Source organism: Gemmatimonadota bacterium (genome assembly GCA_041390105.1).
Classification (GTDB): Bacteria; Gemmatimonadota; Gemmatimonadetes; order Longimicrobiales; family Gaopeijiaceae; genus JAGQIF01.
In genome coordinates this window covers 498,958-513,050 of the sequence record JAWKQO010000004.1, presented here as the reverse complement: position 1 = coordinate 513,050, position 14,093 = coordinate 498,958, and the positions used below count along the sequence as shown (strand labels likewise).

Below are 14,093 nucleotides of genomic sequence, written 5' to 3'. Positions count from 1 at the left end.
CCCCCACCCCGCCCACCGGTCGTGTATTGCATCATATGATATAATATCGTATGATAGCATGCATGAGCGATGACCTGGTTGGGCGGCTGCGCCCCCATTGGTTCCACATCCTCAGCGCGCTGGCGCGGGAGGATCTCCATGGATCCGGTATCGCGCGGGACGTGGAGGAGCAGACCGAGGGCCAGGTCCACCTCTGGCCCGCCACGCTGTACCGCACCCTCGACGAGCTGGTCGAGGAGGGTCTGATCGAGCGGCTCTCCTCCTCGCAGGCTCCCGAAGGTGAGAGCGCTCGCCGTCAGTACTACCGCCTGACCGCGGCCGGTCGTGCCGCTCTGGCCGCCGCCGTGGATCGCATGGCTGCGTGGGTGGGAACGGCACGCCGCCGGTTGCGGGAGGTCTGATGGACCGCATCCCGCGACTCCATCGTTGGCTCCTGCGCGGATTACCCGCGGAGTTCCGGGAGCGACATGGCGCCGACCTCGAGGCCCAGCTGGCCGCCTACGCCCAGATTCCCGGTTGGCGCCGCCGCTTCTGGTATTGGACGCGCTCTGCTCTCGACCTGGGGGCGGTCGGCCTGAGGATGCGTCTCGGGCGGAGAACCTCGGTGCGCACGCGCGCTCCCCGGGCCACGGCCTCCCTTCTGGACGAGCTGTCCTTGGATGTGCGGCATGCCTTCCGCGGCGTAGCCGCCGCTCCGAGGATGGCCTTCTTCGTTGTCGCGACGGTGGCACTGGGCGTGGGGGTGAGCGCCACGGTGTTCGGTGTGGCGAACACGCTCTTCCTGAAGCCGCTTCCCTTCGCCGACCCGGCGCGCCTGGTCTTCGTCTCCAACGGGCCCTGGGGTCGAGGACAACAGCTCTCGGAGTTGACGGTCCAGGTGGGACACCTCGTCGACCTGCAGACGGAGAGTCGCACCCTCTCGCAGGTGGAGGGATACCACCTGTTCGACTTTCCCGGCGACCACACGCTGACGAGCACGGATTCGCCCGAGCGCGTGACGCGTCTACGTGTCACCGGTGGTTTTCTGGCCATGCTGGGTGTCCGCCCGGACGTGGGCCGGCTGTTCACCCCGGAAGAGGCCAGCGAGGGTGGGCCCCCGGCCATCCTGCTCACGCACGCGCTCTGGGTCCGGCGGTTCGGGAAGGACCCCTCCGTGATCGGGAGCACCATCGGACTGGATGGCGAACCGGTGGTGGTGGTGGGCGTGCTGCCGGCGTCGTTCGACTTCCCCGCCATGTTCGCTCCCGGCTCTGCGGTCGACTACGTCGCGCCCTGGGCGCTGAGCGAGCGCAACGACCGGACCGGCAACACGCTGGCCCTGGTCGGGCGGCTGGCGTCCGGGGCGACGCTTGCCACTGCGCAGGCGGAGATCGAGCTCATCGGCAAGCGTCACGCTGAGGAGCACCGGAATGCGTTCGTTCCCTCGGTGGTCCCGCTGCGAGAACGCGTGAGCGGGGGCTTCCGGGCCGCGGGACTGATGCTGACGGGTGGCGTGGTGCTCGTGATGCTGATCGTGTGCGCCAACCTGTCGAACTTGCTCCTCGCCCGAGCGAGCCAGCGCTCGCGCGAGTTGGCGGTGCGAGCCGCGTTGGGGGCAGGGCGCGGGCGTCTGTCTCGCCAGCTGCTGTCGGAGAGCCTCGTGCTCGCCTCGATCGGTGGTCTGCTGGGAGCGGTGCTGGCCCTGCTGGGAACCCGGATGTTGGCGAACCTCGACCTGGAAGTGCCGCTCCTGGCGATGCTGCGGCCGGACTGGAGCGTGGTGGCAGGCGCCGTCGCGGTGGCGGCCCTGACGGGCGCACTCGTCGGACTCCTGCCCGCGCTTCGGTTCGGAGCCCCTTCGCTGGAGCTGGCACTGCGCGAGAGTGGCCGCTCCGCTTCCGCCAGCGGTCGGGTGGGGAGCCTGCGCAGCGCCCTCGTTCTCTCCGAGATCGCGCTCGCGAGCGTGTTGCTGGTGGGGAGCACGTTGCTGGCCCAGAGCGTCGTCCGGCTCCTCAGCGTGGACCTGGGCTACCAACCGGAGCGTGCAGCGGTGGTGCGCATCGACCCGGCTCGCAGCTTCGCCGGTCGCGCGGAGGAGGTTGCGTATCTGACCGGCGCCGTCGAGCACGTCCGTGCGTCCGCGGGGGTCGCGGCCGCGGGTCTGACGGATGTGCTGCCCATGGCGTTCAACCGACGATGGTCGATCCGACTGCCGGCCGAGGTGGCCGGACCGGCAACCGATGGGGGCAGGGCTACCCTCGATGTCTTCATTCGCGTGGTGAGCGAGGGATATCTGGAGGCCATGGGCCTCTCTCTGCTCGAGGGTCGGGACCTGGCGGCCCGGGACGATACGACGGCTCCACCGGTGGCTGTGATCAATGACGTCCTGGCCGGCATCCTCCGGCCCAGCGGCTCGACGCTCGGCGCGTACGTGGAGACGGGATGGGGTCCGAGCTGGGAGGTGATCGGCATGGTGCAGGGCACCAGGCACCTGTCCGCGGACCAGGAGCCTGGGCCGGAGATCTTTCTGCCGATCCGGCAGAACGCCGATTTCAACGCCATGCACCTGGTGGCCCGGGGGGCTGGAGACATGCCGGCGCTCCTGCGAGCGGCGCTGCAGGACTACGATCGGTCGCTGCCGCTCACCGACCTCCGGCCGGTGCGCCAGATCGTCGATGACTCCACGGCCTCCCGCCGGTTCCTGATGACCTTGGTGAGCGCATTCGCACTGTTCGGCCTGCTCCTCGCGTCCCTGGGCGTCTTCGGCGTCGTATCCTACCAGATCGGTCTTCGGAAGCGGGAGATCGGCATTCGCGTAGCGCTGGGGGCCACCGCAGGCTCGGTACAACGAGCGGTGCTTCTCCAGACGGCCGGCCTGGCCGGCGCGGGAGCGCTGCTGGGGATCACGGTTGCCTGGGCGCTCTCCCGCGTGATGGAGAGCCTCCTCTTCCAGATCCGCGCCGATGACCCCGTCACGTTGCTGGGGGCCGGTCCGGTCCTGGTGGTGGTGGCACTGGCGGCGGCTTGGCTCCCGGCCCGTGCCGCCGCGCGCGTGGACCCCCTCCAGGTGCTGGGCTGCGACTGACGGCGGCGGGCCCGGGCTGGACGGAGGGCGGGCCGCCGCCCCACAATGCGCGGTCCAGTGGGTTCTCGACCCTTCTTCACCCCCGAGCCATGGACGAGTCCCTTCGCGTGTCCGTCCGCCTGGAATCCGACCAGGAGGACGCCGAGGTCGCAGAATCGAACCTGCGCGACCTGCTGTTCGAGCTTCGGGCCCAGGATGTGGAATCGGCCGAACTGGAGCAGGCGGCCGGCCCTCCGGGGACCAAGGGCGCGGATCTGGCGGCGCTCATCGTGGAGACGGCCCCGGCGCTCCTGTCGATCGTGGCTGCCCTCATCCACAAGAAGCTGAAGCACACGCCGGCCACGGTGAAGTTCGAAGGACGGGTGGGCGGGCAGCGCGTGAAGTTCGAGGGCGCGCCGGACGCGTTCGCCACGTTGTTGACGACGTTGGGTGGCGCTGCCACCGACGGCTGAGGCACCACCCATGCCTCGCCGCTTGGCGCTGATCATCGGGACCAGCACGTACGAAGACACCACCTTGACGCGGCTGAAGGCTCCCTCCGCGGACGCTCGGGCGCTGGCGGATACCCTGCGTGATCCCGCCATCGGTGGCTTCGACGAGGTGCAGACGCTGCTCGACGCCACGGAGGTGGAGGCGCGGCGAGCCATCCACGATTTCTTCGCCCGCCGCCACCCGCAGGATCTTCTGCTGCTGTACTTCTCCGGACACGGGGTGAAGGACGATCGGGGACGTCTCCACCTGGCGCTGTCCGATACGCACTATGCGCGCCTGAGAGCGACGGCGATTCCGTCCAGCTACGTCGTCGAACAGATGGACGACTGTCGTTCCAAGCGGCAGATCTTGATCCTCGACTGCTGCAACAGCGGAGCGTTCGTCCGCGGCTCCAAGGGCGATCCGACGGCCATGACCGCCGACACCTTCGCCGGGAACGGGTTCGGGCGCGTGGTGCTCACTGCGTCGGACGCCACGCAGTACGCCCTGGAAGGGGATCAAGTGGTGGAGCGCGCGGAGCTTTCGCTGTTTACCCACTACCTGCTCGAGGGCCTGCGGAGCGGTCGTGCGGCCGCGGGTCAGCCCTTCGTCACCCTGGACGCGCTCTACGACTATGCCTACGCGCAGGTGGTCTCCCATGGGCGGGGGCAGACGCCACGAAAGTGGGTGTTCAGCCAGGAAGGCAGCCTGGTTCTGGCGCGCAATCCCACCCACGGCGATCCCGCCCAGCCGTTTCCGGAGCCCACGTTGCCGCTCGACGCTCCGCGCATTCGTGCGACCGCCACGTCCGATGCGGTGCCAGCCGCGCCGGACGTCCTCCCGCAGGTTCGGGAAGCGGTGGGCTCGGCGCTGAAGGACGCCGACGCCTGGGCCGGCCGTCAATCACGGACGGTGCAGTGGTCCCTGGCGACGGGCCTCGGGTTCGTGGGGGCGGGCATCGTGATCGGCGGCATTCTGCGGCTCTTCGTGAACAGCTTCACGTCGCGGTTGATCGCGGGTGTCATCGAGGGTGTGCTGCTCGGAGGCGCCCAGGCCTACGGACTCAAGCGCCTGGGCTTGGCGGTGGAGCCGGGCCGTTGGTTCAGGTGGACGTTGGGCGCCGTGGTGATCCGCTGGCAGATCCCCCTGGTCGGTTTTCCGAACGCGGGGTTCATCGCCACCACGCTGCGTGGCCTGATGGACGGGTTGCTCGTAGGGCAGGCTCAGTCGATCGGCGGCAGGGCCACCGGGTCGGGACGCATCCTTTGGACGGGCGCCAGCCTGGCGGGATGGACGGTCTCGTATTGGTTCTTCCAACCGGTGTTCCGAGCGCTGATGCCCTCCATGGGAACGGCGCCGGCGCTCTCGTCCATCATCGTGGGCGCCATCACCGGTGCCTGTGTCGGGCTCGCCACGGCTCCCGTTCTCGACGTCTTCGACCGCCCGCGGTCGCCCGGATCCCGAGCTACGGAAGGGAGCGACGCCTAGGGAAGCGAGCGACGCCTCCTGGGATCGCGCACCCCGGGGCACTGGCGGTGCGCGGTGCGATCATTCCCCTGCCGCACGGCGCAACGTGCGCCGCAGGCGCGACAGGGACAACGCACTGAGCGTCACCAGCGCCACGCCGACCAGTAGCAACAACCAGAAGCGACGCTGCAGGAACCCTTCGCTCAGGAACACGCCGGCCAGCGCGTAGGGAAGCTCGGCCAATGCGAGGGCCACGAGGTAGACGCCCATCCGGTAGCGCAGCGTCCCCAGCACATAGCCCGGCACCTCGGACGGAAGGGCCAGCTGGAAGACGAGGATCGTGCCGAAGCCGGCTCGATCGCGCAGGACGCGCGTGTAGCGCTCCAGGGTTTCGCTCGGCACCGCGAGGCGGGCCACGCGTTCACCCAGGATCCGGCCCAATCCGTAGGTTGCCAGACCGCCCAGCCACCACGCGCCCCACAGCAGCACCGCGGTGGGCCATTCTCCCCAGGCCGCGACCGCGACCGGTACCAGTGGTACGGTGGAGAAGAAGGCCAGCATGGCCGACGCCGCTGAAAGCACCACGAAAGCGACGATGCCCGCCGAGGGATGGCGCCCGATCAGCCCTTCGCCGATGCGGACGGCGTCCAGGGCCAAGGTGTGAGCGCGGTCGGAGGCCGCCAGTGCGGTGAGGGCCACGAGCGCCAGAACGAGAACGAGGACGCGCCGGTGGCTCGGCGCGCCCTCGTGAGGGCGGGGAGGCATCGGCCGTCCCCGACCGCTACCGACCGGAGGCGCGCCGGCCGATGTCGATGGTCTCGAAGCCGCGCTCGCCCCACCCCATCACGAACACGCTGAAGCCTTGAGCCATGCGCATCTCGATGTCATCAGCATTGGCCGGGTACCCGCAGGGGACCTCGAACTCCTTGCAGGCGGCCAGCACCGTCTGGATCGCGTTCTCCCAGGCTTCGGCGTCGAGCACGCGTTGTCCGTTGGCATCGGTCGAGGAGAACACCTGCCGGAGTGTGCCCGCACCCGGCCACAACACGCCGATGCCTTCCACGGCTGCGATCTCCCGCACGTGCGCGAGCCCTTCCTTGCTCTCCACGATCGTCCAGTTGACCAGCTCGCCCTCGGGGTTCAGCGGCCACAGGTCCGCCTTTGCCCGATACTCGCTCTCGCTGACGCCCCAGTAGGCGGGTGCAGCGCCGATGTCGTCCGGGCGCGTACCCCCGTGCGAGCGGAAGCGCATCGCCGCCAGTCCGGTTCGGACTTCGTCAGCGCTCTCGACTCCCACGAACATGATGGTCGAGACTCCGGTGTTGAGCTGCTGGGCGATGTAGCGCTGCGCAGCCGCAGGATCCGGCGCGATCTCGGTCATCTTGACCACGAGTGGGCTCGTTCGCGTCGTGGCTCCGGCTGCCTGCAGAGCCGCCACGAACGCCTTGAACGGGGGCAGACCCTGTTCGACTCCGTACTCCATCGAGCCGTCGAATACGAAGTCGCTGCGCGGGAAGCCCAGCGTCTCGGCTGCCAGCTCGGCGGGTGACTTGCCCGGCGTGTCCGGGGAGGCGCCGCGGGGCCGCGCGGCTGGCGCGTACAGACCGAACACGGGCTTGCCCTGCTCCATCAGGGTGATCATCGGATTCAGCCGCCCCATGGTCTGGGCGTGGGCGGCGTGGTCCATGTGCTGGGCGGACGCTCCCGCGGGCAGCAGCGCGACGGTGGCCAGGGCCGCCAGGAGGTAGGGATGCCGCATCGTAGATCCTGTGAGTGGGTTCGCATCGACGCCCTCGGCGCGGGCTCACCAAGGTAGCGCCGGCGGAGCGTTTTCGCGCAGGGCCTTGCGGGGGTCGCTTTCCAAGGCCGGCCAGGGGCCCGTAAGATCGTGGCCGGGGCGCGCGGAGGTGACTACTCTCTCCGGCGATCGAGCTTGCACGCAGGGGGGACGTCATGCGAAGTCCATGGTTGGCGTGGACGGGGGTGGCCATGGGGCTGCTGGCTACCGCCTGCGCCGGTGGTGGTGGGGTGCGGCCGCCGATGTCTGCTGCGGAGGCCGAAGCACGAATGGCCCGCGCTCCCAGGCCACCCGTCAACGATGCGGACGTGCGCTTCATGTCCGGCATGATCCACCATCACGCGCAAGCGGTGCTGATCGCCGGTTGGGCACCTTCGCATCAGGCCTCCGACGCGCTGCAACGCTTCTGCGAACGTATCGTGGTGGGACAGCAGGACGAAATCCGCGTGATGTCGAACTGGCTGGCAGACCGTGGTCAGCCCGTGCCCGACGTCTCACCCGAGCACATGATGCATGCGATGGATCCATCCATGCAGATGCCCGGCATGCTGGATGAGGCGCAACTGCAGAAGCTGGACGCCGCGCGCGGTGGGGAGTTCGACCGGTTGTTCCTCACCTACATGATCCAACACCACGAAGGCGCGATCGTGATGGTGGACGACCTCTTCGCCTCCTACGGGGGCGGACAGGACGAGACCGTGTTTCGATTGGCTTCCGACATCTACGCGGACCAGACCACCGAGATCGAACGCATGCACACCATGCTGGACGCGATGCCCTGATCCCGCAGACCCCCGTCCTGACGCTGGACAGTACACACCTTCACCGGACCACACTCGTGAATCCTGACCCAACGCTCGACTCCAGGGGGGCATCGTCTGCGCGCCTCCCACTCCTGGCCGCTACGCTGGCGGCCGGGCTGCTGTATGTGGCTGCCTGCGCCACGTCGCCCTCGATGTCGTCGATGGCAGGCTCGGGTCCCGCGCCCATGGCCATGACGTCGGTCCGTCCACCCAGCCCCGATCCGCGCGTCGGGTTGGAGGCCGGTCTGCTGGATGCAGCCCAGGCGGCGTGGAACCTGGAGTTGATCTCCACCACGCCCTCCCCCGAAGGCTTCTTCGGGGTCACCAACTCCGACCTGGCCTTCAAAGGCAACTACGCCATCCAGGGCAACTACAACGGCGTCATGGTGTGGGACATCTCCAACCCGCAGCGTCCCACCCTCGTGAAGGACTACCTTTGTCCGGCGTCCCAGAGTGACGTCTCCGTGTACGGCAACCTTCTGTTCGTGTCTGCGGAGGGTCTGACGGGTCGCCTGGACTGCGGCACCGGCGGCGTGCCGGACACGGTCAGCCACGATCGCGTGCGCGGGATCCGCATCTTCGACATCAGCGACATCCGGAGTCCCAGGTACCTGACCAACGTGCAGACCTGCCGCGGCTCACACACGCACACCGTGGTGTCGGACCCCAAAGACCGCAACAATGTCTACATCTACATCTCCGGGTCGGCCGGTGTGCGCTCACCCAGTGAGTTGCCGGGCTGCTCCGCTCTGACTCCGGACGAGGACCCCAACTCGGCACTGTTCCGCATCGAGGTGATCCGCGTGCCCCTGGCCAATCCGGCCGCGGCGGCCATCGTCAGCTCGCCCCGCATCTTCAACGACCTGGACGCGCCCCCGCGGCACGCGGAGCCGCCGGATCCGGAGGCCGAGGCACGGCGGGCGCAGCGCCCGCAGCGGCCGGGGCCGGCGCGTCCGCGCACCGGGCCCACACAATGCCATGACATCACCGTCTATCCGGCCATCGGGCGTGCCGGTGGGGCCTGCGGCGGCTACGGTCTCCTCCTCGACATCACGGATGTGGCCAACCCGCGCAGGATCGACGCGGTGGCCGACTCGAACTTCTCGTTCTGGCACTCGGCCACGTTTTCGAACGACGGCTCCAAGATCCTCTTCACGGACGAGTGGGGAGGCGGGAGCCAGCCGCGTTGCCGCCCGACCGACAAGTACGAGTGGGGCGCGAACGCGATCTTCACGCTCGAGAACAACAAGATGCAGTTCAAGAGCTACTACAAGATGCCTGCCCCGCAGACGCCGCTGGAGAACTGCGTGGCGCACAACGGGTCGCTCATCCCCATCCCCGGCCGTGAAGTGATGGTGCAGGGCTGGTATCAGGGTGGCATCTCGGTGTTCGATTGGACGGATCCGAGCCATCCGGTGGAGATCGCGTTCCATGACCGTGGTCCCGTCAACGCCGAGCGCATGACCATGGGTGGATCGTGGTCCGTGTACTGGTACAACGGACTGATCGTGAGTTCCGAGATCGCGCGCGGGCTGGACATCTTCGAGCTCACCGCGAGCCCCTGGATCACGCAGAATGAGATCGACGCAGCCAAGACGGTGGTGTTCCGCGAACTGAACGCTCAGGAGCAGCCGCACCTGGAGTGGCCGGCCAGCTTCCCGCTGGCCCGGGCCTACGTCGATCAACTCGTGCGCTCGGGGGGGCTGTCCTCCAGCCGGGTCGCGGCCGTGCGCGAGGCGCTCAGTGGTGCCGAGCGCATGTCGGGCACGGGTCGGGCCAGCACCCTGAATGCGTTGGCGGCCGAGCTGGATGGCGATGCGCGTGGCTCGTCCGACGCGGGCAAGGTGCGGATGCTGGCCTCTGCCGTGAGGGACCTGGCCGGCGCCTGAGGCAGTCGCTCCATCCCGCGTTCGGGATGGGTTCCAGGGCCCCGACGTTCCTCGGCAGCGTCGGGGCCCGGTGCCGTCTCGACCGACGGCTCAATTCACACGTTGCGTATAGACCAGTGTGTCGTTGGCGGCATTGGGGTCCGGTGCGTCGCCCGTCACAGTCAGCACATTGCTGTGCAGTCCCGCGGTTGCGCCCCGCAGGGTCAGCGTCAGATCGATCGCCGCGCCGACGTCGATGGCCGCCAGACGGCAGGTCAGGGCGCCGGCGCCATCGACCGTGCAGGTCGCGCCGGACGCGGCCACCAGCTCGAGCCCGACGAGCGGCGCTGCGCTCACGGTGGATCCGCTCGAGCGGGCCGGCCCCAGGTTCGTGACGCGCACGACCGTGTTCATGGTGTCGCCCACGAACTGATTGTCCTCCTGGCTGACCCAGGTGAGGGCGAGGTCCGTGGCGTCGTCGTTGTCGATGACGGTCACGCGCATGGGCGGGACGAACGTACCTCCGTAGCCCGGATCGGCGCTGCTCACCGCGTGTGTGATCGTGTCCGAGTGCACCCCTTCGACCAGTGCGTCGTCCACTGCACGAAGGTCTACTGTGCGGGGCAGATCCCAGGTGGACAGATCGAAGGTGACAGGTGCGGGCCCGCTCACCTGGCCCTGGGCCACGGTCGGAGTGACGGTTACGGCCGCCGTCGGGCGGGTCACTCCGAGGCAGACGTGATAGGGGGCGTCCGGGCCCCCCTCCGTGACCGTGGGATAGAGGGGATCGGTCACGACGCCCGTGCGGGGAGCGTGGCCCACCAGGAGAAGCTCGGTGGGATCTTCGTGCAGTCGCCAGGCTCGGTTGACCCCCAGGAACCCGAGCCCGGTGAGCTTGCCGAACGCGCTGCGGGGCGTGATCGAGCCGGCCTCGACGAACGCGAGCAGGTCGCCGCAGCGAGCCCCCGTGAAGGTGGGGTCGGTCACCACGTTGAGCGTGCCTGCATAGTCCAGCGAACCGGTCGTGACCAAGCGGTCGTACCCACCGGTGGCGGTATCAGCCACCTGGATGAACAGCGCACTCTTCGTGTCCATGACAACGGACCCGGCCCTAAGCGTTCCGATGGGGTGACCAGGCCGGACGTTGCCGTTGATCGACAACACGTCTCCGACGCTGCCTTCGCCTTCCAGCTGGCCTCCCTGAAGCCATAGGAGCCCCGTCATCACGCCGGCCGGACCGCTGATCAGCGTGCTCTTGGACATTTGCAGCACCGAGCCGCTGGTGGCGGCGATGGTGCCGTCGTTCTGGAAAGCGGCGCCGTATCCCTCGACGATCAGGGCCCCGTCGATGGTGACGGTCCCCGCATTGACCACGCTGTCGGCTTGCAGCCTGAACGCTCCCGCGCCCGTCAACTCGAAGGTGGCCTCGTTGTGCAGCACCGGGAAGATCACCCGAGGTGCGTCGGGCGGCTGCGTGGGTCCGGGCATATGCATCCGCAGCCGGCCCTGGTTCCGCACCGGCGTCCCGGCGGTCGTGTCGAACACGAAGGTTTGCCGCTCGGAGCCGAGGAGATGGAGCGCGACGTCGGGGCCGATGTCACCCTCGACGATGCTCTCGGTGTCGTCCTCTCCTCCGGCGCCGACCTCTCCCGTCAAGGCCGAGGCGGCGAGGATGAGCGTGGGAGGTGGCCAAGGCCTCGACCAGGCATGGGTGCGGAGCACCGGATCTCCGCCGGGGTTCGCCTCCAGGGTGCCCCCCTCCCAGCGGATCGTATCATCCACCTGCACCTTGCTGGTTCCAGAGACCGATCCGCTTTCCTGTCGGAATCCGTGGTGCACGAGGCTTCCGTATGGACTGTCCTCAACGAAAGACCCGCGATTGACGACTCCCAAGGCGAAGTAGGCTCCCCCGGGGACGAGGAGGGTGCCGTGGTTGGCGATGCGGCCGATCACCTCCGCCGCGTATACGCTGGTGCCGCCGTCGTTCACGATCTCGATGGTTCCGTAGTTTCGGATCGTGTCGCGCGCGATCAGGTAGACCCGGCGATTGTTGGCGAGCATCCTCGTCACGATCCGCCCTTCCGCCGCCACCAGGTACTCGTGGTTGGTGCGCAGCGTCTGCTCCACCACGTCCAGCGTGGCATGGGCGCCGGTTCCCCCTACGGTGAGCCCGCGCAGATAGACATACCCCGTGTCCGTGACCGTGTAGGTTCCGGGTGCGGTGATGCAGGCGTGCTCGGTCGTGTCGTTGGGGACGTTCTTGGGCGACCACTTCGAGGCATCGTGGAAGTCGCCGTCCACACCGTTGGCCCAGCGATGCGTGCACCCCGGGGGATAGGGGGCCGCAGCCGCGATCAGGGCGGGCTCGGCCTCCCGTACGTCGGTGACCAGGTCCGCGCAGGAAGCCAGGGCCACTCCGGTGATGGCCACCCACAGAATGCGCACCGCGCCCATCGGGTCCCCCTTTCATCGCCGCCTGCGGGCCAAGAGAACCTCCTCCCGCTCGGAGACCACGGCGATGATCCGCAGTGGACCTGGACAAGCCCGGCGCTGCGGGCATCCCGGCGCGGGCTGGAGCGACCCCGCGGGGCAGCGCGGGCTCGAAGGGGGCTTGGCGGGCCGAGTCGGGCCCGGAGGCGGGTCCGGCGGGCCGACCCGGGCTCGAAGGGGAGCCTTCGGGCCGACCCGAGCCGGTACCGGCCTAGCTGGCGGGCCTGCGCACGATCGGCAGACGGATCTGCGAAGGGTGCTCCCGGGAGTGATGGATCACGTTGTGCGCGATCACGCCCGTGGACTCGCTCCAGGTATTCCCGCCCGTGTTCATGTTGCGCATGAAGCGCGGGAAGTTGGAGCTGGAGATCTCGACGCGGATGCGATGTCCGGGTGCGAACCAGTTGCTCGTAGACAGCGGGCTCATCGTGACCTCGTAGGTCTGGCCCGGCTCCATGAAAACTTCCTTGTCGTATCCTTCCCGGTACCGCACCCGCTGAATGGTCTCGTCCAGGTTGTAGGCGCGCCCGTCGGGGTAGACGTCGATGAGCTTGACTGTGAAGTCCGTATCCTTGACGTCGGACGACACGAACAGCGTGATGTCGATGGTGCCGGTGACTTCCACACCGTTCGGGAAGGCATCGGTCGTATAGACCAGGATGTCGTCGCGCAGCTCCATCTCCTGCTGGTCCAGCGCCCCACCCTGCACCGCGTTCCCCGTGCAGCAGACGTTGCCGCCGTGGGAGGGGAGGGGATTCATGGGATCGTAGGTGAAGCGGTCCGGTCGGTCGCTGCGAGGACGTTCGCGACTCAGGCGGCCGTCGCCGTTCCGCGTGTTGGCGTTGCCGCCGCTGTCGAAGTAGTAGGTCACCACCTCGGCCTCGGGAGGTGGCCAGGAGGGCGCGCTGTGCCATTGGTTCGAGCCCATGGTGTAGTAGCGCACCCGCGGCAACGTATCGGGGATCGAGTTGGCTTCGCCTTTGAGGAAGTGATCGAACCAGCCGTAGACGAGGGCGTCGTAGTCCCAGCGGGCGTCGCCCACGGAGCGCTCGCCCACGACGGTGTTTTCCGTGGCCCGCGTGTAGGCACAGTGAAGGGTGGGGGCGATCACGGCGTACTGGTTGTCGCGGGCCTCAGCGCTTTCGGCGTTCTCCCGGACGTGATTGAACAACGCCAGGTTCGGGCCGGTGGAGACGTCGTACCACGACATGAACCAGATGGCCGGCTTGTCGAAGGGCATGTCGTCGTGGTAAAGCCCGCCCTGATACCACTTGGGGTCGTTGGGCGTGCGCTTGATCATGTCCTCGAACGGCCCGGTGTTGCCTTCGACGTTGCGCAGGATGTCCACGGGTGGTAGGTGCCTGAGTCCCTCTGCCCAATCCACCGGCGGCATCTCGGGTGCGAGATCCCAGTAGCGGGAAACCTGCGCCAGCTGTTCCTGCGTGAGGTTGTCGGGGAACATCGGGCGAATGCCGGTCTGAACGCCGTAGAGCCACGCGAAGAACAGCATCTGCTCGGCGCCCCCCCGATACCAGTTTCCCTGCTCGTACCAGTCTCCGATGCGCCCCACGCCCGCACCGAAGCCCTGCGCCACCAGCGTGGTGTGGGCGGGATGGTCGAGCGAGGCCACGGCCATCTGCCACTCGGCGGTGGAGGAACACCCCAGCGTCGCGACCTTCCCGCTGGACCACGGCTGGGCGGCCATCCATTCGAAGGCGTCGTAGCCATCCGTCAGGGGCGGCCCCAGGATGTCCCAGTTTCCCTCGGAGAAGAAGCGACCACGCTCGTTCATGACGACGTAGGCGTAGCCGCGTTGCACCGCGTTCCAGGCCCCCCGGTAGGTGCCCGCGCTGAACTCCCCGTCCCGCCAGGAATTGAAGTTGTAGGGCGTGCGCGAGAAGATGATCGGGAACGGTCCGCCGGTCTTGGGGCGGTAGACGTCCGCCGCCATGTGCGTGCCGTCGCGCATCGGGACCATCACCTTCTGCTGGATGATGGCGTTGGCCTCGAGGAGCGCGCGAACGTCTTCCTGGGGTGGCGTTTGAGCCAGCGCCAAGCCGGGGACGAGCAGGGCGAGCAGGAGAAACGCGGGGGACAGGAGCCGGATGGGTCGGCGTGACTGGGGCATCGGG

Annotated in this window: 10 protein-coding genes; 6 read left to right on the top strand and 4 right to left on the bottom strand. The window is 68.3% G+C overall.

From position 1 onward, the window contains the following. Positions 1-62: 62 nt before the first annotated feature. The 4 genes from R3E10_18675 to R3E10_18660 all read left to right on the top strand — a co-directional run bounded on the left by R3E10_18675 (position 63) and on the right by R3E10_18660 (position 5,023). Entirely contained in the window at positions 63-401 is a 339-nt protein-coding gene (locus R3E10_18675) for a helix-turn-helix transcriptional regulator (protein ID MEZ4417788.1), read from the top strand. After that, positions 401-3,064, top strand: coding sequence for an ADOP family duplicated permease (locus R3E10_18670; protein ID MEZ4417787.1), 2,664 nt, complete (start codon positions 401-403; stop codon positions 3,062-3,064). Before R3E10_18675 ends, R3E10_18670 begins: the two co-directional genes overlap by 1 nt. 89 nt (positions 3,065-3,153) lie before the next feature. Continuing rightward, positions 3,154-3,516 carry a hypothetical protein gene (locus R3E10_18665; GenBank protein MEZ4417786.1) on the top strand — a complete coding sequence of 121 codons (363 nt, stop codon included), beginning with the start codon at positions 3,154-3,156 and terminating at the stop codon, positions 3,514-3,516. A 10-nt stretch (positions 3,517-3,526) separates the two neighbouring features. Then, positions 3,527-5,023 carry a caspase family protein gene (locus R3E10_18660; protein ID MEZ4417785.1) on the top strand — a complete coding sequence of 499 codons (1,497 nt, stop codon included), beginning with the start codon at positions 3,527-3,529 and terminating at the stop codon, positions 5,021-5,023. 60 nt (positions 5,024-5,083) lie between these two features. On the opposite strand, the gene R3E10_18655 is transcribed toward R3E10_18660, so the two are convergent. Both R3E10_18655 and R3E10_18650 read right to left on the bottom strand, forming a co-directional pair. Further along, entirely contained in the window at positions 5,084-5,767 is a 684-nt protein-coding gene (locus R3E10_18655) for a VTT domain-containing protein (protein ID MEZ4417784.1), read from the bottom strand. A 16-nt stretch (positions 5,768-5,783) separates the two neighbouring features. Next, a complete protein-coding gene (locus tag R3E10_18650; GenBank protein MEZ4417783.1) occupies positions 5,784-6,761 on the bottom strand; it encodes an aldolase/citrate lyase family protein in 978 nt (325 codons plus the stop codon). A 194-nt stretch (positions 6,762-6,955) separates the two neighbouring features. On the opposite strand from R3E10_18650, the gene R3E10_18645 reads away from it, so the two are divergent. Beyond that, positions 6,956-7,582 carry a DUF305 domain-containing protein gene (locus R3E10_18645; protein ID MEZ4417782.1) on the top strand — a complete coding sequence of 209 codons (627 nt, stop codon included), beginning with the start codon at positions 6,956-6,958 and terminating at the stop codon, positions 7,580-7,582. A 56-nt stretch (positions 7,583-7,638) separates the two neighbouring features. Next, positions 7,639-9,492 carry a hypothetical protein gene (locus tag R3E10_18640; protein ID MEZ4417781.1) on the top strand — a complete coding sequence of 618 codons (1,854 nt, stop codon included), beginning with the start codon at positions 7,639-7,641 and terminating at the stop codon, positions 9,490-9,492. Positions 9,493-9,582: 90 nt separating this feature from the next. Here the strand turns inward: R3E10_18640 and R3E10_18635 are convergent, their stop codons facing one another. Both R3E10_18635 and R3E10_18630 read right to left on the bottom strand, forming a co-directional pair. Then, a complete protein-coding gene (locus R3E10_18635) occupies positions 9,583-11,925 on the bottom strand; it encodes a DUF11 domain-containing protein (protein ID MEZ4417780.1) in 2,343 nt (780 codons plus the stop codon). 247 nt (positions 11,926-12,172) lie between these two features. Next, a complete protein-coding gene (locus R3E10_18630; protein MEZ4417779.1) occupies positions 12,173-14,089 on the bottom strand; it encodes a CocE/NonD family hydrolase in 1,917 nt (638 codons plus the stop codon). Between the last annotated feature and the right edge of the window lie 4 nt (positions 14,090-14,093).